Below are 22,714 nucleotides of genomic sequence, written 5' to 3'. Positions count from 1 at the left end.
GATGACGGTCCGCCGCGTTGCCACCAGCGGTGGCATCGACCAGGGCTGTCGTCTCGCAGGAGATCAGCGTTCGGCGGCGAGCAGGTCGATGAGCAGCGCGGCGGTCCAGGAGAACCGGTTGCTGCCGGCGCCCGAACCGTCGAGTGGCGAGTAGTACTCGAACATCGCCCCGGAGGAGGCGATCACGTCGACCGTGTTGCGGCGCAGGTTCTCGGCGGCGTCGAGCCGACCGTAGCGCTCCAGCCCGTCGGCGATCAGCCAGTTCATGTTGACCCAGAGGGGGCCCTGCCAGTAGCAGCGGGGCAGGACGTTCGGGTCGTCCAGAGGGACGCTCGCGACGCCGAAGCGCGACCAGTAGCGCGGCGAGGTGAGTGTCTTGACCATCTCGTCGACGCGGTCCTCGGGCACGACGCCGGCGTAGAGCGGCAGCAGGCCGGCGATCGTCTCGTGGCGTAGCAGGGTCCGGGTCCGAAAGTCGCGGCTGTAGTAGACGCCGTCGACGACGAGTTCCCCCATCGCCTCCCGGGTGCGCCGCGCCGACCGGCGCAACCTGGCAGGGATGACCTCGCCGATCTCGGCGGCGATGGTGCTCAGGTGCTCGTTGGCGCGGACCAGGATCGCGTTGAACGCCACGTCCTGCACGAGCGGCACGATGGTCCGCCGAATCTCGCGGAAGTTGTAGTGCGCCCGGCGCAGCTCGCGCACGATCCGGTACAGCGTGAACAGGTCGCCCGAGGTGAGCCGCTCGTCCGAGGGGACCTCCTTGGAATCGCGGCGCAGTGCGTCCAGGGCATCGTCGCCGTTGATGCGCCGCAGCGCCCGCACGCCCAGCGGCGCCACCGGCCTGGTGATCTCCATCCAGGTCGGGGTGTTGTCCATCCCGGACTCCCAGGAGTGAACGAGTGACACCAGACCGTCGTCGTCCGGGTCGCGCTCGTCGTAGAGCCACTGGTGAAAGCGCAGCAGCCCGGGGAACAGCCGGCGGTAGAACTCCCCGCGTTCGGAGTCGGACATCAGGGCACCGACCCGGACCGCGGCCTCGGCGATCATCGGTGGTTGCGTGACGCCGGTGCTCTGCGCGCCGCCGGCGGTGGTCGTCACCCGATCGCAGCGCCAGCGCTGCGGACCCGCATGGTAGAAGTCGGTGGTCTCCGCGAAGATCACGTGCGGGATCATGCCGTTCGGCCACTGCCCGCGCAGCAGGGAGAGGATCTCGGCGGCGGCGCGCTGCGGGTCGAGATGGCGCAGCCCGATCGCGATGAAGCAGGAGTCCCACAGCCACTGGTGTGGGTACAGCGTCGGCGACGGCCGCGTGATGTCGCCGAGGTCGTTGCCGCGCAGCACGGAGACCGCGGTCTCGCGCAACTCCGCCAGCTCTGCCGGGAGGCTGGGGACGGACATCGTGTGAGAGTAGCCGTCACACGCTGTGCACAAGGGGAGGGTGCCCCTGGTGTGGTCTGCCTAACGAAAACCTCGTTGGCACCCCGCGGCCGACCGGATGCGTCGGGCGACCGGCGGTCGAGGACAGGACCGCGGGCGGTCGCGGCGTCGCGGTCTCACCGGGTGTCGCGGTCTCACTGGGCGTCCCGGTCTCACCGGCATGGTGCTCTCGGGGCTGTGGTGCTCTCGGGGCTGTGGTGCCTCGGGGCTGTGGGGTTCCTGGCGCTGTGGCGGTCTCGGGGTGAGACAGGCCGGGCGCCGGGTGCCGCCCGAGTGGGTGGTACGGATATGCCGATCCGGCCGGATCCGAGTCCGGGCCACGCTGCCGAGCCGGTTCTCGAGGGGGTCTCGGGAGGCATCGGGGGGGCATCGGGGAGACGCGGCGGCACTGTCGGGATTGTCGGATGACCGACGCCGCCCGATGGCGGTACTGGACGGAAAATGTGGTGCGGACGGCAGCCCCTCGAAAATCCTCACACCTGGTGAGTGGTCGAGTACTCAACGTTCAGGATCTGGGCTCTCGACGGGGGTCTGGCCACGCGAGAAGGTCAAGATAGTTCGCGGAACGCGCCACACCACGGGATCTGCCAGGTAGTCTTCGCGACAGCGAGTTCAGCGTCTCGAGGGCATGGGTCTACACTGCCGGTAGGCCCGGCGATCGCTGATGTCCGGGTGCGCCTGCACGGGGAATGGTTCCGCGACTTCGTTCGTTACCTCCCACGTGCACGGAAACAGACGTCCCACCCGCACCGACCATCGGATTTGCCACTGATGACGCTGCCTGCCCTGGAACTTGCCGAGCGCACCGACGAGAACCGCCCGCGTAGCCCGCGGCGCACTCGCCGGTCCGCTGCCTCTGCCCGTACCCCCAGCCGTTCGCTGGCCGCCGTTCCCGATGACGGCGACGAACTCGATGTGAGTGCCGTCGCCGAGGTCATCGCGCGCGGTCGCGAGGCCGGCGAGATCAGCCGGTCCGAGCTGCGTGACGCGCTCGAGTCCGCGGACATCGGCCTCGAGCTGCTGCCCGCGCTCATCGCCAAGCTGAGCGCCGCCGGCGTCGAACTCCTCGAAGAGGAGGAGACGACCGACGACGTCACCGCCGCCACCCGCTCCACCGCCGAGCACGCCGGCACCGCCGACCTCGTGCGCATGTACCTGCGCGAGATCGGGAAGGTGCCGCTGCTCAACGCCGCGCAGGAGGTCGAGCTCTCCAAGCGGGTCGAGGCCGGTCTCTTCGCCGAGCACAAGCTGGAGTCCGACCCCGACCTGCCCGCGGACCTCCGCCGTGACCTGGGCCTGCTGGTGAAGGACGGCCATGCCGCCAAGCAGCAGCTCGTCTCGGCGAACCTGCGCCTGGTCGTCTCCGTCGCGAAGAAGTACAGCGGCCGCGGGATGACCCTGCTGGACCTGGTCCAGGAGGGCAACCTCGGGCTCATCCGCGCGGTGGAGAAGTTCGACTACGCCAAGGGCTACAAGTTCTCGACCTACGCGACCTGGTGGATTCGCCAGGCCATCGGCCGAGCGCTGGCCGACCAGGCCCGGACCATCCGGATCCCGGTCCACGTGGTCGAGCAGATCAACAAGATCACGCGGCTGCAGCGCCAGCTCGTCTCGACGCTCGGCCGCGAGCCGACCGACGAGGAGCTCGCCCTCGAGCTGGACATGCCGATCGAGCAGGTCGTCGAGCTGCGCCGTTACGCGCAGGACACGGTGAGCCTGGAGACCTCCGTCGGCGACGACGGCGACTCCGTGCTCGGCGACTTCATCGAGGACTCGGACGCGACCTCCCCCGCCGACGCGGCCTCGTACGGCGCGATGCAGGACGAGATCGAGAACGTCCTCGGTGGCCTCAACCCGCGGGAGCGGGAGGTGATGCGGCTGCGCTTCGGCCTCGCCGACGGCAAGCAGCACACCCTCGCCGAGGTGGGTAACCGGCTCGGGCTCACCCGTGAGCGGATCCGCCAGATCGAGCGGGACACGCTGCGTGAGCTGCGCAAGCCCGCCGTCGCCGGCCGGCTGCGGGAGTTTCTCGACTGACCGCTCGCGGCCGAAGACCGCCGGCACGGCGGGCGCGCACAGGGCCACGGGTGGCAGCCCCCGCGGGGGGCACGGCACGCCGGTGACGGCGTGGCCGGGTGTTCCATGGAAGCCGGATCTTCGCTGGGACCAGCGAAGATCCGGCTTTGCTGTCGGTGGTGGCCGCGTGCCTGGTCGAGGCCTGGTCGAGGCCTAGTCGCCGGCGGCCGCTCGGGCCCGTTCGCCGGTGGCAGCTCGGGCCTGTTCGGCGGCGGCCGCGATGGCCAGCAGGGCCTGCGGGTTGGCGACCGCGTCGAGGCTCACCACGTCCGCCAGCGCCGCGCCGGTGAGCAGCCGTTTGACCGGGACTTCCAGCTTCTTGCCGGTGTGCGTCCGCGGCACCGCGGCGATCTCGAGGATCCGGTCCGGCACGTGCCGCGGGCTGAGCTCGGTGCGCAGCGTCTGCCGGATCCGCTGCGCGAGCTCCGCGGTGAGGCCCGGCTCGGCGAGGGCGACGAACAGCAGCAACCCGCCGCCGGGGGCGTCCGAGGTGTCCACGGCGAGGCTGTCGGTGACCTCGGCGAGCTCCTCGACGACGCTGTAGAGCTCCCCGGTGCCGATCCTGATCCCGCCGCGGTTGAGGGTGGCGTCCGACCGTCCCTCGACGACGACCGCGCCGTCGGGCGTGATCCGCACCCGATCGCCGTGCCGCCAGACCCCGGGGTAGGTCGCGTAGTAGCTGTCATGCAGCCGGCTGCCGTCCGGATCACCCCACAGGAACAGCGGCATCGAGGGCATCGGCGCGGTCACGACGAGCTCGCCGACCTCGTCGACGACCTCCTTGCCGTCGGCGTCGAAGGCCGCCACGGCGCAGCCCAACGCCCGCGAGCCGATCTCCCCGGCGCGCACCGGCATGGTCGGCAGGCCGGCCGCCAGCGCGGTGCAGACGTCGGTGCCGCCGCTGACCGACGTCAGCATCACCTGCGGGCTGACCGCCTCGTACACCCAGGCGTAGGCGGCGGCGGACAGCGGCGACCCGGTGGACCCGATGGTGCGCAACAGGGACAGATCGGCATGGTCGCGGGGCACGAGGCCCGCGTCGCGGCAGGACTGCAGGTAGGCCGCGGACGTGCCGAGGCAGGTCACCTCGAGCGCCTCGGCCAGGCCGAACAGGGTGCCGAGCGCCGGGTGGCCGGCGGCGCCGTCGTAGAGCACGACCGTCGCGCCGACCAGCAGGCCGGAGACGAGGTAGTTCCACATCATCCAGCCGGTCGTGGTGAACCAGCAGTACCGGTCGTCGGGGCCGAGGTCGAGGTGCAGCGCCAGCGCCTTGAGGTGCTCCAGCAGGATGCCGCCGTGCCCGTGCACGATCGCCTTGGGCGGTCCCGTCGTGCCGGAGGAGTAGAGGATCCACAGCGGCGCGTCGAAGGCGACCCGGGTGAACTCCAGCTCGGCGTTCTCCGCCGCCATCAGCTCGTCCCAGGTGAGCAGGCCCGGCAGCCCCGCGTCGCGGGCCCGGGCGAACGCGTCCGGCGCCAGGTAGGGCACGATGACCGTCGCGGCGAGTCCGGGCAGGTCGGCGGCGAGCGCGGCGAGTGCGGCGACGGTGTCGTGACTCTGGCCGCGGTAGGTGTAGCCGTCGACGCCGACGAGTACCTTCGGGGCGATCTGGGCGAAGCGGGCGGTGAGGGCGGTGGCGCCGAGCTCGGGCGAGCAGGACGACCACACCGCGCCGATGCTGGCGGCCGCGAGCATCGCCACCGTCGCGTAGACGGTGTTCGGCAGCACCCCGCAGACCCGGTCGCCCTCGGTGACGCCCAGGGCGCGCAGGCCGGCCGCGGCGCGGGCGACCTGGCGACGCAGCTCATCCCAGGAGACCACCGCGGTCGCGCCGTCCTCCCGCACGGCGATCACCGCCGGCGCGCCACCCCGCCGGGTGAGCGCGTTCTCGGCGTAGTTGACCCGGGCGCCGAGGAACCAGACGGCGCCCGGCATCCCGGTCCCGGTGAGGGCCGGGCCGTCGCCGCGCTCGCCCTCGACCGCGCAGAAGTCCCAGATCGACTCCCAGAAGGGGCCGAGCTCGGTGACCGACCATTCCCACAGGGCCGCCTCGTCGCCGAGGGTAATGCCGCGCTCGGCGGCGAGCCAGCCGCGGTAGTTCGTCACCGCCGCCTGCTCGACCCGCCGCGCGGAGGGTTCCCACAGCGGCGTGCCGGGACGCACCCCGGTCGAGGAGGCGGCCGCGGAGTGCTCCGCGCCCGCCGGCACCGGACGCTGCGGTGCCGTTCCGTCTGCTGCCACGGGTCCGTCTGCTGCCACGGGCACTGACCCTAGGGCATTTCGCGCGGATCTACGGCGAACCTCGATCCGCCGGTGGCCGGTCGGGACCGTCACCACCGCTACCGGCACAGGACCCGTTCGGGCTACCGTCGAGGGGTGACGGTGCCGGGCGGAACACAGCGGTCCGGCGGCACCCTGCCGTCGGCGGTCGAACCCACCATCCTGGCGTGGGATCCGGCCATGGCCGGCTACGACTTCGGGCCGCAGCATCCGCTGCACCCCGTCCGGCTGGGCCTGACGATGGACCTCGCCGAGAGTCTGGGCGTGCTCGACGCCCCGGGGCTGCGGATCGCCACCCCGACCCTGGCCCCCGACGAGCTGATCGAACTCGTCCACGATCCGCTGTACCTCAACGCGGTCCGCGCCGCGCCCGACCCCACCCGGGCCCGGATGGCGGCCCTGTTCGGCCTCGGCACCGCCGACAATCCCGTCTTCCAGCGGATGCACGAGGCCGCCGCCCTGATCACCGGCGGGACGCTCGAGGCCGCCCGGGCGGTGTGGGGAGGACCGGCGCGCCACGCCGTGTCGATCGCCGGCGGTCTGCACCACGCGATGCCGGGGATGGCCAGCGGCTTCTGCATCTACAACGATCCCGCGATCGCGATCGCCTGGCTGCTCGCCGCCGGGGTGAGCCGGATCGCCTATGTCGACGTGGACGTGCACCACGGCGACGGGGTGCAGACGGCGTTCTACGACGACCCGCGGGTGCTCACGATCTCGCTGCACCAGACCGGGCGGACGCTGTTCCCCGGCACCGGCTTCCCCGACGAGGTCGGCGCGCCCGGCGCCGCGGGCAGCGCCGTGAACGTCGCGCTGCCCGCGTTCACCGGCGACGCCGGCTGGCTGCGGGCCTTCTCCGGCGTCGTGCCGGTGCTGCTGCGGTCGTTCCGGCCGCAGGTGCTGGTGACCCAGCACGGCTGCGACACCCACACCCTCGATCCGCTGGCCGATCTGGAGCTGTCGGTCGACGGGCAGCGGGCCTCCTACGAGGCGTTGCACGCGCTGTCCCACGAGCTGTGCGACGGCCGCTGGCTGGCCTGCGGCGGCGGCGGGTACGCGCTGGACGCGGTGGTGCCGCGGGCGTGGACGCAGTTGCTGGCCGTCGCCGCCCACCACTCCCTCGAACCGGGTACCGCGCTGCCGGCGCAGTGGCGCGTCGAGGCCCCGCAGCGGGTGCGGGCCGCCACCGGCCACGACTCCGTCGGGGCCACCGCGGGGATGCCCCGGACCCTCGGCGACGGGGTGAGCGTGCGGTACCGGCCCTGGGACGCCGGCGAGGGCGACCCCGACGACCCGCTGGACCGTGCGGTCGCCGCCACCCGGCGCGAGGTGCTGCCCCTGCACGGTCTCGACCCGACCGTGGACCGGTGAGCGCCGCGCCGCTGCCCTCCCCGGCCGGGGACGGGACGCCCCTGGCGTACCCGGCGGAGTGGGAGGCCGACGTCATCCTCACCGACGGCGGCACGGCCCACATCCGGCCGATCCTGCCGACCGACGGTCCGTTGCTGCGGGCGTTCTGGACCCGGCTGTCCCCCCAGTCGATCTACTTCCGCTTCTTCACCGCCCGCCGGGCGCTGAGCGACGCCGACATCCACCGGATGACCGTGGTGGACCAGCGGCTGCGCGGCGCCATCGTCGCGATGATCGGGGACGATCTCGTCGCGGTGGCGCACTGGGAGGGGGCCGCGGCCCGGCCGACCGAGGCGGAGGTGGCCTTCCTCGTGGAGGACGCCCAGCAGGGTCGGGGTCTCGGCTCGGTGCTGCTGGAGCACCTCGCCGCCGCGGCCTGGGACCGCGGGATCCGCCGCTTCGACGCCGACGTGCTCGGCGAGAACCGCCAGATGATCCGTGTCTTCCTCGACGCCGGTTACACCGTCGCCCGGGCCTGGGACTCCGGCGCCGTCCGGCTGTCGTTCGAGATCACCCCCACCGAGAAGTCGGTGACGGTGATGCGCGCCCGCGAGCACCGCGCGGAGGCGGCCTCCATCGGCCGGCTGCTGCATCCCCGGTCGATCGCCGTCATCGGCGCCGGGCGGGCCGCGGGCTCGGTGGGCAACTCGGTGCTGCGCCACCTGCTCACCGGCGGCTTCGACGGGCCGGTCTACCCGGTGAACCCGGCCGCCGCGGCGGCCGGCACCGCGGTCGCCTCGATCCGCGCCTACAGCGGCATCGAACAGGTGCCCCGCCCGATCGACCTGGCCGTCGTGTGCGTGCCGCCGGCCGAGGTGCCCGGGGTCGTGGCCGCCTGCGGGCGGGCCGGCGTGTGGGGCCTGGTCGTGCTCACCGACCAGCGCGACGACGCCGCCGACGCCGCCCTGGCCGCCGAGGCGCGAGCCGACGGCATGCGCGTCGTGGGCCCGGCCAGCATGGGCATCCAGAACCCGGCGGGCGGCCTGAACGCGTCGATGGTGCCGAAGATGCCGCCGGCCGGGCGGGTCGGCTGCTACTCGCAGTCCGGCCCGTTCGGCGGGGCGATCCTGGCGGCGGCCGCCGCGCGGGGGGTCGGGCTGTCCGTGTTCGTCTCGGCGGGGGACCGGGCCGACGTCAGCGGCAACGACCTGCTCCAGTACTGGGAGGAGGACCCGGAGACCGACGCGGTGATCATGCACCTGGAGACGTTCGGCAACCCGCGCAAGTTCGCCCGGCTGGCGCGCCGTCTCGGCCGGCGCAAGCCGATCGTGACCGTCTACTCCGGCCGCTCCGCGCTCGACGACGCCCTGCTGCGGCAGGCCGGCGTGATCGGCGTGGACCGCATCTCGCAGGCGTTCGACGTCGCGCTGCTGCTCACCTCGCAGCCGCTGCCCGCGGGAAACCGGGTCGCGGTGATCGGTGACTCCCGGGCACTGGTCCGGCTCACCGCGCACGCCGCCGACGCCGCCGGCCTGATCGCCGAGGAGGTCCTGCTGCCCGCGGGCAGCGGTTCGGCGGCGATCACGGCCGCGCTGCTCGCCGCGGCGCACCGGGCCGACGCACTCGTCGTGACGCTGGCCCGGCTGCCGCCCTCGTCGTCGGGCCCGGTCGCCGCCGGCGCCGTCGAGGCGGCCGAGCGCATCACCGTGCCGATCCTGGCCTCCGTGCAGGGCGTCGACATGCCGAGCGAGCTCGCCGGCATCCCGGCCTACGCGTCCCCGGAGGCCGCGGTGACGGCACTGCGTCGCGTCGTCGGCTACGCGCAGTGGCGGTCCCGCCCGACCGGCACCGAGCCGGCGACGGCCGTGCGGACCGACGAGGCCCGCGCGCTCATCGCCGGCCTGACCGGTCGGCTGCCCGAGGAACGCTCCGCCGCGCTGCTGGACTGCTACGGCATCACGGTGGAGCCGGCGGAGCTCGTGACCTCGCCGCGGCGCGCCGTCGAGGCGGCGCAGCGGCTCGGGTACCCGGTGGCCGTCAAGGCCCGTTCACGCCCGTACCGGCACCGGCCGGACCTGCGCGGGCAGCGCCTCGACCTGCCCGACGCGGCGGCGGTGAGCGCGGCCTGGACGTCGCTGCGCTCCCAGCTCGGGCCGGAGGTGCCGATCGTCGTGCAGCGGATGGCGCCGGTCGGGGTGTCGGTGGTCGTCGGGTCCGAGGAGCATCCGCAGTACGGCCCGCTGGTCTCCTTCGGCCTGTCGGGCCCGGCGACGGAGCTGCTCGGCGACCGGGCCCACCACATCCTGCCGCTGACCGACGTCGACGCCGCCCGGCTGGTCCGTTCGGTGCGGGCGGCGCCGCTGCTGCTGGGCTACCTCGGTTCGACTCCCGTCGACATCGCGGCGCTGGAGGATCTCGTGCTGCGCGTCGGCCGGCTCGCCGACGACGTCCCCGAGGTGGTTCATCTCACTCTTGACCCGGTCATCGTGTCGACCGGGCGGGTCACCGTGCTGTCGGCGGAGGTCGTGGCCGGCCCGTCCGTCCCCCGGGCGGACGCCGGACCGCGGCGTTTCTGGACCCCGGCGCTGCCTGTAGTCGACCGATCCCCCGTCCGGGGCGGTTCGGCACAACATGGTCACACCGTCCACAATCGTCTCCCATGACGTCGCCGTACTCCGGGCAGCCGCCCGTCTGGCCCGCATCCGGCGCCTTCGGGGTGCCGCAGTCCGATTCCGGGGGGCCCATCGAGGCCATGAGCACCCCCGGGGCGGGGACACCCGGGCAGGCGCAGCTGGTGCCGATGTACGGCCCGGAGCGGGGTGCGCAGCGGCCGCCCGAATCGGGGGCGACAGGTCCCGCCGGCAGCGGTCCGGACGGCGCGAGGCCGATCAGCACCGGGCCGACCAGCACCGGGCCGATCTCGACGGGGCCGATCACCACCGGGCCGACCAGCACCGGGCCGATCTCGACGGGGCCGATCACCACCGGGCCGACCAGCACCGGGCCGATCTCGACGAGGCCGATCACCACCGGGCCGGCCTCGACGGGGCCGACCCGCGTGCCCGGCCAGGACCCCGAGCGCGGCGCCGGCCGGGACCTGCCCGTGCTGCCCGCGGGATGGCCACTGGTCCCGCGGGTCGATCGGCCGCCGGCCGGTGATGCGACGCCGCGCGACGTCATCGACGGGACCGGCCCGCGGCGAGTCCCCGAGGACGCCCCCCCGGAGCGCGGGCCGCTGAGCGTTGCCCGCGGCGGGCCACCGGCACCGGCGCCGACCGGGGGTGGCGGTGGTGGCAGTGGTGGTGGCGGTGCTGGTGCTGGTGGCGGGGTGGATCCCGCGGTGGCGGCGTACGCGATGGTGGACGCCCTGTTCGTCCGGGCACCCGTCGGACTCGCCCTGCTCGACCGGGCCGGCCGGTTCGTACGTGTCAACGACGCGCTCACCCGGTTGGACCGCCGGTCCGCCCGGGACCATCTGGGCCGCACCGTGTCCGAGGTGCTCGGTGACAGCGATGCCGAACTCGACGCCCTGCTGGCCCGGGTGCTGCGTACCGGCGAGCCCGTGGTGGATCTGGAGGTGGGGGTCGCGGGACCGGCCGGGACGCCGCTGACCTGGCTGGCGAGCTGGTTCCCGGTGAGCGATCCGCAGCTTGGTCCGGTGGGGGTGTCCTTCGTCGCGTTGGACGTCACCGGCCTGCAGATCGCCGATCGGGAGCGGCTGCGGGCACAGGCGCGCTACCGCGGGCTCGCCGACGCCGCCGGCCTGGACGTGTTCCACGCGACGGCGGACGGCGCGCTCGACGTCGACCTGCCCGGCTGGCGTTCCGCCACCGGCCAGCAACCGGGGGCCCTGGCCGGCGGCGGCTGGCTGGCCGGGGTGCATCCGGACGACCGGGACCGGGTCGCGCGGCTGTGGCGGGGGGCGGTCGAACGCGGCGAGACCTTCGAGGCCGAGTTCCGGATCTCCGCGCCGAGCGGCGTGGGGGTCGCCGAGCGCGTCGTCACCGCCCGAGTGCTGCCCGTGTCCGGGCCCCCGGAGGATGCCGCCGGCGGCCAGGCCGCCGCCGGCAACGGGCCGGCGCGGGACGGCCGGCCGACCGAGTGGCTCGGCGTCGTCCGCGACCTCACCGGGGAGCGGGCCGCCGAGGCGGCGCGGGCCGATGCCGATCAGCGGGCCGAGGCGGCCGTCGAACAGGCCGAGGCGGCCGCGCAGCGGGCCGAGTCCGGCGGGCTGTACTCCGTCGCGCTGGCCCGGGCCAGCACGGTCGACGAGGTCCTCGCGGCGATCCTGGACGTCGGCGGTCAGGCGGCGCGGGCGGCCGGGCGCGGGGTCGCGCTGGTCGACGACGGCCGCGAGGAGCTGCGATTCACCCGTCCCGGCGGGGACCCGGCACAGCGGCCCGGCCGCTGGCCGGACGTGGCGCTGGGAGCGGTGCATCCGGTGGCCGAGGTGGTGCGGGGAGCGCGACCGCTGTTCCTGGCCGACCGGGAGGAGCTGCTCGCTCGCTGGCCGGTGTCCGGTCTCGCCGACGCCACCGCGGCGGCGGGTGAGCAGGCGTGGGCCATGCTGCCGCTGGTCGCCGTCGACGGTTCGGCCTTCGGGGTGGTGACCTTCGCCTTTCCGGCCCCGCGGACCTTCACCGCCGCCGACCGGGCCTACCTCGCTGGCATCGCCGCAGCCGGCGCACGGGCGCTGGAACGGGCCAGGGCGCACGAGCGGCTCGTGACCGAGGCGGCGGGGGCTCAGGCGGCGCTCACCGCGGCGGCGGAGGAGCGTGCGGCCCGGCAGCGCAGCGACCAGCGGCTGCGCCTGCTGACCCGGGCCACGGAGATCGTGACCGCGGCCGAGGACCCGGAGTCGTCCCTGCGGGCCGTCGCGGAGCTCATCGTGGCGGAGATCGCGGACCTGTGCGCGGTCCACCTGGTCGCGGCCCGTCCGGCTCTCGCGCCCACCGCGGTCCCGGCGGCGGGCGACGGCGCGCTGGTCACCGGAACCGAGCGGGACGGCGGATCCGGGCAGGTCGGCGGGTCCGGGCAGATCGCCGGATCTGCGCCGGTCGCTGGAACTGAACCGGTCGCTGGAACTGAACCGGTCGCCGGGGCCGGGCCGGACGGCGCCGGGCGGACGGGTGGGGCGCCGCCGACTCCCCAGCTCCGGCCGCTGATCCTCGCCGGTTCCGCCGCGACCGGCGCCGTGCCCTCGACCGGCGCCTGGATCGCCGCGCTCGCCTCGTCGTCGAACCCGGTCAGCCAGGTCGCGGCCCGGGGGGTCGGGGAGATCGTCAGCCACGCCGCGGACGGCTGGGAGCCGCCGTCCGACATCGCGCGCTGGATCCGGCAGGCCGGTGCCCACACGACGGCCGTGCTACCCGTGGTGCTGGCCGGCCGGGTCGCGGCCGTGCTCAGCCTGACCGCCGTCGGTGACCGGGCCCCGTTCACCGAGGCCGACCTGGCCTTCCTGACCGAGCTCGCCGCCCGCGCCGGGGTCGCCCTGGAGCGCATCGACCGCGAGCACAGCGCGCGCAGCGGCGCCGACGAGCTGCACGAGACCCTGCGCGGCGCGGCGCCGGTGGTGCCCCGGGGGTTGCAGGTGGCCTCGCGCTACCTGCCCGCCGGGGCCGAGGGGGACGCCGGCGGCGAGTGGTTCGACGTGATCGACCTCGGGGCGGGCCGGGCTGCCCTGGTGATCGGCGGCGTCCGGGGCCGGGGGTTGCGCACGAGCGCCGTGATGGGGCAGCTACGCGCCGCCGCGCGGGCCTGCGCCCGGCTCGATCTGCCACCCGGCGAGGTGCTGGCGCTGCTCGACGGCGTCGTCGCGGACATGCCCGGACACGAGATCGCGACCTGCATCTACGCGATCGCCGAGCTCGACACGGGCGTGCTGACCCTGGCCAGCGCCGGCCATCCGCCGCCCCTCGTGGTCGCCCCGGACGGCCTCGTCTCGCGGCTCTACATGGCGGTCGGCTCCCCGCTCGGCGACGTCCTCCGGGATCCGTCGGGGCACACCGACGCCACCGAGTACACCGTCCGTCTGGGCCGGGGCTACCTCATCGCCCTGTTCACCGAGGGCCTGGTCCGCGGGGGTGGCCGGGACGTCGACGCCGGCGTCTCGGACCTCGCGGCCGTCCTGGCCCGCACCAGCGACGCGTCCGACGACAACCTCGACGCGCTGGCGAGCGCCGCCTGCGCGGGCCTCGGCCGCGACAACCAGCCGGCACCCGCCGACGACGCCGTGGCGTTGCTGCTCGCCCGCCTGCCCGACGAACCGACCGCCGGGCCCACGCTGCTCGACGTCACCGTCGACGGGCCGTCCGGGCTGCGGGCGGCGCGGGCACAGTGCCGGCTCGCGCTGGAGAACGCCAACCTGCCGGTCGAGATCATCGACACCGTCGTCCTGGTCCTGTCCGAGCTGACGAGCAACGCCGTGCGCCACGGCCGCCCGCCGCTGTCCGTGCGGCTGCGGCGGCTCGGCGACCGGGCCGTCGTCGAGGTCGCCGACGGTGGCGGCCGGCTGCCCCGGCGCCGGCACGCAGCGCCGGACGACGAGGCCGGGCGCGGGCTCGACCTGGTTTCCCGGCTCGCCGTGCGGCACGGCTTCCGTCCGATCCCCGACGGCAAGGTGGTCTGGGCGGAGGTCGATCTGGTGGAGTCGGTCCCCGCCGATCCGGGCGCGCCGTGATCGGCTCGCCCGCGCGGGCGGCACGGGGCGAGTGTGGTGGGGTCGGGCCGTCCCGACTCCGCCGGGCGGGCACCGCTCGCGTAACGTGAGCGGCATGCCGGACGCGGTGCTGCGGCTCGACAACGTCAATGTCGTGCGGGATGGGTCGTACCTTCTGCGAAATGTTTCCTGGGAGGTGCTTCCCGGTCAACGATGGGTCGTCCTCGGCCCCAACGGCGCGGGAAAGACGACCCTCCTGCAGGTGGCCTCGGGCCGGCTGTTCCCGACCTCGGGCGCGGTCGACCTGTTCGGTCATCGGCTGGGCACGGTGAACCTTCTCGAGCTGCGCTACCGGGTCGGCGTCGTCAGCCCGGCGCTGGTCGAGACGCCGCCCCCGGACGAGCGGGTGCTCGATGCCGTGGTCACCGCCGGCTGGTCGGTGCTCGGGCGCGGCGACGAGCCGTACGACGACGTCGACCTCGCCCGTGCTGCCGGCCTGCTGGCCCAGTTCGGCTGCCGGGAGCTGCGGGACCGGCGCTTCGGAACGCTCTCCGAGGGCGAGCGCAAGCGCGTGCTGATCGCCCGGTCGCTCATGAGTGACCCGGAGCTGCTCCTGCTCGACGAGCCCGCCTCCGGGCTTGATCTCGGGGCCCGGGAGGCACTGCTGCGCCGGCTGACCCGTTTCGCCGCCGACCCGTCGGCGCCCGTCAGCGTCCTCGTGAGCCATCACGTCGAGGAGATCCCGGTGGGCGTCACCCACGCCCTGCTGGTGCGCGGCGGCCAGGTGCGGGCGGCGGGTCGGGCGGCCGAGGTGCTCACCGCATCCCGGTTGTCCGACTGCTTCGGCATTCCCCTCGACGTGAGCGTCACGGCCGGGCGTTACGCCGCCCGTCTGGCCGCCGGCCCGCCGCCGCGGCGACCGGTGTCCGTGGCCGTCTGAGCCTGCGCCCGCCCGCCGGCCCGGCTGGCTCCGCTTCGCCCCTCTGCTTCGCCCGGCTCTGCTGAGCTGGCCGGCCGCGCCACGGGTCTCAGGGACCGTCTGGCGGATCGGAGGGTGCCGGGCGTGAAGGAGGGAGCCGGGGTTCGACGCGGCCGGCATCGCGCCGGCGGACCACCGCCTGGGTGAGCCGCGCAGGCGTATCGGCCGGCAGGTACCCCAGGTGTTGCGTGGTTGCCGCGGCGCGGCCTGATGCGCCCGGGCGACGCGAGGCCCTCAGAAGGCGCCAGAATCGTGTTGACGCGAGGGCCGGGTCTTTTTTCTCCCACAGCACCCCCCTGGCCCCGAACGCGCGTTGAGAGCCCCGGAAGGGGTATGCCGCGCGGGCCCCGGCCGGGAGCTGTCGGGCAGTGAGCCCGCCGGGCGGGGCCGCCCGCCGGGCGGGGCCGGGCGCGGCCGGGTGGCGGCGGGCGCCTTCAGCGCCGAAGCCGGTCCCGCAGCCACCCGGCGCCGCGCACCTCGGCGCCGAGGGCTCGGACGCGGGCGGCCAGACCGCGGTCCGAGGTGATCACGACGACGCCGGGGCCGGCCTCGCGGGTGGCATCGACGATCGCGTCATCGCCGCTTCCGGGGGCGTGGACGACTGTGAGCGTGGGTGTGGCGCCGGCACCGTCGTCGCCGGCACCGTCGTCGCCGGCACCGTCGTTGATCGTCGCGTCCGATGGATCGGTGCTGTTCCCGGAATTGCCGTCGCCGTCCGGGAGGGAGCGGCGGACCTTCCTCACGCGATCGCCGTTCTCGGCGGAGTGCTCGCCCTTCCCCGTGCGCCGGCCGCCGTTCCCGGCGGAGTGGGCGTCGGGAGCCAGGGGCTTCGCCGGAGTCGGCCCGACGACCACCCCCGCGGCGGGAACCCCGGCCCGGGCCGCCCCTTCCAGAACGACCACGATCCCCGTCGGCCATTCCGCTGACCGCTGCGATCCGACGTGCCCGTCGGACCCGGCGATCCAGGCCGAAATATCGGCGAGCAGGCGCCGGGCAGCGCCCGGACGGTCGCGCCACCAGCCGTCGGGCCGGGACCCAATGACGTTGGCACCGTCCACCACCCACGTCCGTGGGTACTCGTCCGTGCGCCGAGCCATAGGGTCGGCGCCGGAATCAGGCGTACTCATCCGCCGCCACGATCCCCTTTGGCATTCGTACCGGTCGGTTCCGCTCGCGGCGCCAGCACCCCAAAGCACCCGCCGGCTGATGCCGGCCGATTGCCCGGCAATCGGCCCCGGAGTCGGTAGACGAACACGATCGGTGTCCCAAGGTCGGCGGACATGGTCGCCGCCCGGCCGACGGCGGCCCAACTGTCCGCTTGCGGCCGGCGTTTCGGCTCGGAAGGTGTGATTCGCAGAACATGATCGCCTCTATCATGCCGAGCTTGGCCACAGTCTTTGGGTTCCGCACTCCGACAGCCTCACCAGCGTGCCTAGACCGGTGTCTTCGTGTTCGGCGGCCCCAAGTCTGCGAGTCCGCCGAACCAGGCGTGACAGTTCCCGGTGTTCTCGTGGTAATACTAGACGCGTGAGTTCTGCGGTCCGCTGACCTGAAGGAGTGTGGCATGGCCCAGAAGACCATCGTCTCGTTGATTGACGATCTCAGTGGAGAAGAGGCCGACGAGACTGTCCGCTTCGGCCTCGACGGTGCGCAGTATGAGATCGACCTGTCGGAGAAGAACGCGACGAAGTTGCGTGAGTCGCTGGCCCCGTTCGTGACCGCGGCCCGCCGTTCCGGCGGCCGTGCGGCGGGCAGCCGCCGTGGCGTGCGTACCGCTTCGCGGCGTACCGGCGGAACCGACCGCACCGCCGACATTCGCGAGTGGGCGCGCAGCAACGGATACACGGTGAGTGACCGTGGCCGTATCGCCTCCAACATCGTCGAGGCGTACGACAAGGCCCACTGATCCTGGTCTTGACGACTTTTCCGGGTCGAGACTCGAAGCGGTGGACCCAGTAGTACCCGTCGTGCCCGCGGTATTCGGCCGCGGGCCGCAGGCCCCGCTGCCCGAAGACCTGCTGATCAGGTTTTGCCAGGGCAGGTTCCTGCCACACCGGCCTGGCCGGTGTGGCAGGAACGTTTGACCTCAGAGCCGACGCGCGCTGTCGTCGGCTCTGTTCGTTCCGTCAGTTGGGCAGATGGCGGCCCATCCAGTTTTCGACGTCTTCCGAGGTTCGCGGAAGCCCGGCGGACATGTTGCGCCATCCCTGCCCGGTGACCAGGATGTCATCTTCTATCCGGACCCCGATGCCGCGCAGCTCGGGCGGAACGGTGAGGTCGTCGGGCTGGAAGTACAGACCCGGTTCGACCGTCAGCACCATCCCCGGCTCCAGCGCCGCATCCCGGTAGGTCTCGTCCCGCGCCTGGGCGCAGTCGTGCACGTCCAGCCCGAGCATGTGCGACGTGGCGTGCAACGTGTATCGGCGGTGGATCCCGGCGCCCGGCGCGTGCGGGTCCTCCGACAGCGATGCCTGGGCTCCGTCCGGCAGCAGCCCCCAGTCCGCCAGCGCGGTGGCGATGACCTGCATCGCCGCTCGGTGTGGAGCCAGGAACGAGGCTCCCGGGCGGACCGCGTCGATGCCGGCCTGTTGCGCGCGCAGAACCACGTCGTATACCTGGCGCTGCAGGTCCGTGAATCGGCCGGTGATCGGCAGCGTGCGGGTGACGTCGGCGGTGTAGAGCGATCTGCCCTCCACGCCCATGTCCAGCAGGGCCAGATCACCGGCGCGCACCGGTCCGTCGTCGCGCACCCAGTGCAGGGTGGTCGCATGGTGTCCGCAGGCGACGATGGAGCCGTAGCCGACGTCGTTGCCGTCGACCCGGGCACGCCGCCAGAAGGTGCCCTCCAACCAGCGTTCCCCGTTGGGCAGCTCCATCGCGCGGCCGATTTCCCCCACGCACTCGGTGAAGCCTCGCGCCGTCGCCGCGACCGCCTCGTCCAACCGGGCGATCTCGAAGTCGTCCTTGACCAGCCGGAGCTCGGAAAGGGCCTGCGCGAGGACCACATCGCGGTCGTCGCCCGATCTGTCGTCCGACCACCGCAGCACCGAGCGGTCGACCAGCGGATCGATTCCCCGCAGCGTCCTGGTGTTTCCCGGGGCCAGCCGGGCCAGCGCGCCCGGCAGATCGGTCAGCGGCCGGCACTCGATCTCCAGGGCCGCGGCTGTCTCGCGAACCCCCGGCCGGGGACCGACCCAGAGTTCCCCGTATCGGCGGTCGGTGTAGAACGCCGAGCTGGACCGGTCCGAGCGGCCGGCGAGATACAGCGTGGCATCGTGCTCACCGGCCGCGTTGGGTAGCAGAACCAGCACCGCATCGGGTTCATGACAGCCTGTCAACCAGAAGAAGTCACTTCCCGGACGGAACGGAAAATCCGTGTCGTTTGCCCGTACCCGCAGGCCGCCGCTGGGCACCACGAGGGCATCGGTCGGGAACCGTGAGCCCAACAAGGCGCGGCGTTTCGCGGTGTAGGGTGCACAGTCATCGCGGGATGGCGCAGCGTCGTCAATGGGCGCCCAGCCGGTTGCCATAAACCGCCGGAACGCCGCGTGCGGTTCCTCATCGTGGTTGGCCTGGCCGGGTTCGCGGCCGGAAGACGCCGTCGGTTCGACCGTCGACTCGCCGGCCCCGGCGGCCGCCGGCGCCGAATCCGACTCCGCGCCGGTGGAATCCGTCGCCACCCCGGGTACATCGGTGCGGGGGCGGACAACGTCCGCTTCGTCGGCTGTGATGACGTTCTGGTCACGCTCCGCCGGGGCTCCCTCGGGTACCCCCGTGCCGGCCGTTGGAGGTGTGCTTTGGTGGGACTGGGCACTCATACCGTTAACGGTAGGCCGGGTCGAGCGCCGGTGGGTAGTGCTGAACCGGTCCATCGTCCATCGGGACCGCGGTGGACATCTCGCCGCGATCGGAGCCGGATTTTCGGTACGCCGATCGTCCGGATGAAGTGAGATCCGGATGGCGCCCGAGCCGATCCGCCGCTCGGCGATCGGGTACTCACGCATGCCGTCATCCGATCGGCGTGGTCGAGGGAGCATGCCGGCCGTGCCCGGCGGCATCGGTGGGTTACCCAAGGGCTGGCCTTCCCACTTCGAACGGGTTAACGCGAGCAAGCAACCGGTTGTGCGAGATCCGCCCAATGTGCCGTTACGTAACTTTCTGTCGCTGTCCGTTGACGGGGGTGCCGGACCCCGGGTAAGGGCCCGGGGCGGTGTGTCCGAGGGAGGATCGGTCCGGGTGCGGACGTCGTCGGTCCCCGCCAATCCTGGTCCGATATCCACGCGTTCATCCGCCTGCCGGGGCAGGCTCGGGCGGCCCCCGCCGAGCCCCGACATCCGAGTCGACGAGGGTGACGCCACGAGGGTGCTGTCAGTGACCTCACATCCGGGCGAGGTCAGCATTGTCGGCCCGATCGTCGACACAGGCCCGCAATTGCGGTTCGACGGCCTCGCCCATGGATTTGCGAGTCGGCACCGCACGCCGAGCGTTCGTCGGACTCGTCCCGCCGTCGTCGGACCGGGCTCGTCGGACTGGGCTCGTCGGATCGGGCGCGTCGGACCGCGGTCGTCGGACTCGCGGTAGCCGGCATGGCCGGTCGCCCATCCGACAGCGGCCGAGGACGGCGAGGGTGCACCACAGCACGGGATCGGTGAGAGGCTGTCCCGGAGTGTTCCGTTCGTCGGCTCGCGGCCTGCCGCCGCGATCGACGGCACCGCGTCGATCGCGGGCCGGCCGGCGCCGGCGGCCCGGTGGTTCGGCGGCCGCCGGCTCGGTGTGAACGGCGGGCTCGGCGAGGTCGGCCCGCTCGGCGTCCTGCCCCCGCCGGGCGCATCGCCGGGCTGTCGGATGCGGACGGCGGTCGCGTCGGCGGGCGTGAGGCGCGCGACACTGGCGGGGCGGCCCGCCTGGAACGGATGCCCGGAACACCGACGGTGTCACCGGCGCGGGAGATCTGCTCCCGGTGCATGAGGGAGGGGGAGGCGGCCATGACCTGGCCTCCGGATCGGCCGGAACGGCACGGGCCGCCCGAGGAACGCCGCGGGGGAGAGGATGACGGCCGGCGACGCGATGTCCCTCGACGCGATGTCCCTCGACGCGATGCCCCCCGGCCCGCGTCCGAGGAGAACTGGCCCGCGGGGCAGTGGCCGCGCCGCGACGCCGGGTCGCCTCCACCCGCGGTGGATCGTCCGGCTCGTCCGCGGGCCCAGCCCGGCGCGGGCGGCGGCTCCCGCGATCCCTACGGCGATCCGTACGGCGATCCCGGAGCGGGACGTGATCCCTACACCGAGCGTGATCCTCGGGCCGGCCGCGCAGCGCCGCACGCCGGCCGTCGGGTTGCCGCGCCGCCCGGCCCCACCCGGCCGGACCTGCCCGAGACCGGCGAACCCGGGCCGCGCCGCAGCTCGATCCGCCGCGGCGTCACGGCGGTCGCGGCGGTGCTGGCGGCGGTCGTGCTCGTGCTGGCCACCAGCGGCTGGGCCGTGTTGCGACACTACGACGGCAGGGTCCGACACACCCCCCTGACCTTCTCCGCCGGCGTGGACCGGCCGGCGTCGGCCGCCGGCGGGACGCAGAACATCCTGCTGGTCGGATCCGACACCCGGGCGGGGACCAACGGCGAGTTCGGGGTGGCCGAGGGGCAGCGGTCGGACACCACGATCCTCGCCCACCTCGACGGCAACGGGTCGACGACCCTGATCTCCTTCCCGCGTGACCTGTGGGTGCGGATCCCGGCCTACACCGATGCGCGGGGCACCCAGCATGCGGCTCAGCGCTCCAAGCTGAACTCGGCCTTCTCCTACGGGGGCCCGTCCCTGCTGGTCGCGACCATCGAGGGTCTCACCGGGATCCGCGTCGACCACTACGTCCAGATCGACTTCGTCGGCTTCCAGGGGATGACCGACGCGCTCGGCGGAGTCACCGTCTGCATCAGGGAGCTGCCGGCCGAGCTGAAGGCGCGCGGCTTCGACAACCTGCACGACCACTACTCGGGGTTCTCCGGCCAGGTGGGGGAGAACCGGCTCACCGGCGCGCAGGCCCTCGCCTTCGTCCGCCAGCGCTACGGTCTGCCGGAGAGCGACATCGACCGGATCCGCCGCCAGCAGCAGTTCCTGGGGGTCGTCTTCCAACGGATCGCCTCGACCGACACGCTGCTCAATCCAGCGAAGCTGATCAATGTGGTCGACGCCGCGACTTCCGCGATCACCCTCGACGACGGCACCTCACTGGCCGATCTGCGCCTGCTGGCGGTCCGCATGCAGTCCGTCGGCTCCGGGGGGGTTGCGTTCGCCACGGTGCCGGCCGCGGCCGGTCAACGTGCCGGGCAGAGCGTGCTGGTGCCCGATCCCGACCAGCTCGGTGCCTTTCTGAAGCCCTTCGGTGGTCGCGCCGCCACGGCGAGCCCGGCGGGCGCGTTGCCTGCCGGTCCGGCCACCACTAGGGCCGTCGCGGTGTCCTGGTCCCGCCCGGCGGCCGTGGCCGCGGGCGACGGCGCCCCGGCCGGCGCACAGCCGACTGCGGCCGCCGCCCCGGCGGGCGTCTCCTGCACCTACTGAGCAGCCCCTGGCCACAGCGCGGTCGTCGGCGCGGTGGGGATGTCGTCGACGGCGCAACGGTCGAACGAGACGCCGCCGGGGCCGGGCGGATCGGCCTGCCCGTCGACCGAGTACGGACCGTCGCCGGGGGGCGAGCCGCCGGTGGACTGACCGCCGCCCGACTGAGCGTCAGCGTGCTGACCATCGGCGGGCTGAGCGTCGGCAGCGGGTGGGCTGGCGGGGGGAGGCGGGGTGTCGTCGGTGGCGGGGCCGCCGTCCCGCCTCTTCCGCCGCTGCGAGGACTGCTCGTCCAGCGCCGCGTTGAGTTCGGCGCCCAGCAGTACCGCCAGCGCGGTGATGTAGAAGAACAGCAGCGCGGCCACGGGTGCACCCAGCGAGCCGTAGACCAGCTCGTGGCTGAACACGATCTCCAGGTACAGCCGCAGCACGTCGCTGCCGACCAGCCAGCACACCAGCGCCAGGGTCGCCCCCGGAAGCGCCCGCCACCAGGGCCTGCGCACTGGCAGGGAGAGGTGGTAAAGCGAGGTCAGCATCGTGAGCGCGACCAGCCCGACGACCGGCCAGAACAGCAGGGTCAGCAGATGGTCGACCGACGGGTGCTGGTCGGCGTCGAGAATGCGGGAGATCAGCCCGGGTCCGAGGATCAGCGCCGGCAGGATGATCACGCCGCTGGTGACCTGCGCGAGGAAAAGCCCCAGCGCCACCAGTCGGCTACGCACCGCAGAACGCCGGTCACGTTGGCCGTAGGCGATGGTGATGGTGTTGACGAAGGTCGCCATCGCCGTCGAACCGGTCCACAGCGACAGCACGAAGCCGATGGAGATCACATCCGGCCGGCCGCGGGAGAGGATCTCGTCCACGGTGGGCCGGACCGCGTCGTCGACCACCGACTCGGTCAGCAGGTCACCGGCTCCGCGCAGGATGCTGTCCCGGATGCTGCTGAGCGCGTCCCCGCCGATGGCGTCGGCGACGTAGCCGAGCGCGCCGAGCAGGGACAGCAGCAACGGGGGCAGGGACAGCAACTGCCAGAATCCTGCCTCCGCCGCCAGGCCCAGCACCCGGTGGCGCCAGGCGTTGGCGAGCGTCGTGCGCGCCAGCCGCAACGGCCCCCGGGGGACCCGGCGCTGCTGGCGGTCAAGACGACGGAACATCGCGCTGCGCCGCACCTTCGCCTGGGCCACCGTGCGGCGCTCCCGGGCGTGGGCGACCAGTTCCGGATTGGCCTCGAGGACGGCCCGGCGCAGCAGCACCGACCAGCGGCCCCGCACCGGGCTGGGAGCCACGGGGGTGGACGCCTCCTTCCCCATGGCGGACACGGCCCCACCGTATGGCCTGGTGGAGAGCAGGGAGGTCAACGGCGCCCACGCGGTGTCGGGG

11 protein-coding genes and 1 pseudogene are annotated in these 22,714 nt (G+C 73.6%); 7 read left to right on the top strand and 5 right to left on the bottom strand.

Features of this window, described 5'->3' with window-relative positions; translation table 11 throughout:
- Positions 1-63: 63 nt before the first annotated feature.
- Positions 64-1,401, bottom strand: coding sequence for an MGH1-like glycoside hydrolase domain-containing protein (locus FRAAL_RS24810; RefSeq protein ID WP_041939750.1), 1,338 nt, complete (start codon positions 1,399-1,401; stop codon positions 64-66).
- Between the two features lie 810 nt (positions 1,402-2,211).
- Between FRAAL_RS24810 and FRAAL_RS24805 the strand changes: the two genes are divergently transcribed.
- Positions 2,212-3,477 (top strand): RNA polymerase sigma factor, encoded by a 1,266-nt coding sequence (locus FRAAL_RS24805; protein WP_083866919.1) that lies wholly within the window; start codon positions 2,212-2,214, stop codon positions 3,475-3,477.
- Positions 3,478-3,669: 192 nt separating this feature from the next.
- Here FRAAL_RS24805 and FRAAL_RS24800 read toward each other — a convergent pair whose 3' ends face one another.
- Entirely contained in the window at positions 3,670-5,679 is a 2,010-nt protein-coding gene (locus tag FRAAL_RS24800; protein WP_011606769.1) for an acetoacetate--CoA ligase, read from the bottom strand.
- Positions 5,680-5,898: 219 nt separating this feature from the next.
- Between FRAAL_RS24800 and FRAAL_RS24795 the strand changes: the two genes are divergently transcribed.
- The 4 genes and pseudogenes from FRAAL_RS24795 to FRAAL_RS24780 all read left to right on the top strand — a co-directional run.
- Entirely contained in the window at positions 5,899-7,167 is a 1,269-nt protein-coding gene (locus FRAAL_RS24795; protein WP_011606768.1) for an acetoin utilization protein AcuC, read from the top strand.
- Positions 7,164-9,809: a bifunctional acetate--CoA ligase family protein/GNAT family N-acetyltransferase gene (locus FRAAL_RS24790; RefSeq protein ID WP_011606767.1), complete on the top strand. Its 2,646-nt coding sequence runs from the start codon at positions 7,164-7,166 to the stop codon at positions 9,807-9,809. The genes FRAAL_RS24795 and FRAAL_RS24790 overlap by 4 nt, the downstream gene beginning before the upstream one ends.
- Complete coding sequence (locus tag FRAAL_RS24785) at positions 9,806-13,825, top strand: SpoIIE family protein phosphatase (protein ID WP_063822663.1); 4,020 nt, start codon at positions 9,806-9,808, stop codon at positions 13,823-13,825. The genes FRAAL_RS24790 and FRAAL_RS24785 overlap by 4 nt, the downstream gene beginning before the upstream one ends.
- Before the next feature lie 94 nt (positions 13,826-13,919).
- Positions 13,920-14,468 (top strand): annotated as a pseudogene (locus tag FRAAL_RS24780) (ABC transporter ATP-binding protein); the annotation flags it as partial.
- A gap of 749 nt (positions 14,469-15,217) precedes the next feature.
- On the opposite strand, the gene FRAAL_RS24775 reads toward FRAAL_RS24780, so the two are convergent.
- Complete coding sequence (locus tag FRAAL_RS24775; RefSeq protein WP_231861340.1) at positions 15,218-15,910, bottom strand: hypothetical protein; 693 nt, start codon at positions 15,908-15,910, stop codon at positions 15,218-15,220.
- A gap of 437 nt (positions 15,911-16,347) precedes the next feature.
- On the opposite strand from FRAAL_RS24775, the gene FRAAL_RS24770 reads away from it, so the two are divergent.
- Positions 16,348-16,689, top strand: coding sequence for a histone-like nucleoid-structuring protein Lsr2 (locus FRAAL_RS24770; RefSeq protein ID WP_011606763.1), 342 nt, complete (start codon positions 16,348-16,350; stop codon positions 16,687-16,689).
- A gap of 220 nt (positions 16,690-16,909) precedes the next feature.
- On the opposite strand, the gene FRAAL_RS24765 is transcribed toward FRAAL_RS24770, so the two are convergent.
- Positions 16,910-18,313, bottom strand: a complete 1,404-nt coding sequence (locus FRAAL_RS24765; RefSeq protein ID WP_041940979.1) for an aminopeptidase P family protein — start codon at positions 18,311-18,313, stop codon at positions 16,910-16,912.
- Between the two features lie 1,455 nt (positions 18,314-19,768).
- Here FRAAL_RS24765 and FRAAL_RS24760 point away from each other — a divergent pair.
- A complete protein-coding gene (locus tag FRAAL_RS24760; protein ID WP_041939748.1) occupies positions 19,769-21,337 on the top strand; it encodes an LCP family protein in 1,569 nt (522 codons plus the stop codon).
- Here FRAAL_RS24760 and FRAAL_RS24755 read toward each other — a convergent pair.
- On the bottom strand, positions 21,331-22,644 hold the full coding sequence (locus tag FRAAL_RS24755; protein WP_050997445.1) for a YihY/virulence factor BrkB family protein: 1,314 nt from the start codon (positions 22,642-22,644) through the stop codon (positions 21,331-21,333). The genes FRAAL_RS24760 and FRAAL_RS24755 overlap by 7 nt on opposite strands.
- Positions 22,645-22,714: the final 70 nt, after the last annotated feature.

Origin of the sequence: Frankia alni ACN14a, assembly GCF_000058485.1 — a bacterium.
In the GTDB taxonomy this organism is placed as follows: domain Bacteria; phylum Actinomycetota; class Actinomycetes; order Frankiales; family Frankiaceae; genus Frankia; species Frankia alni.
This window is presented reverse-complemented; position numbering and strand designations above follow the sequence as displayed.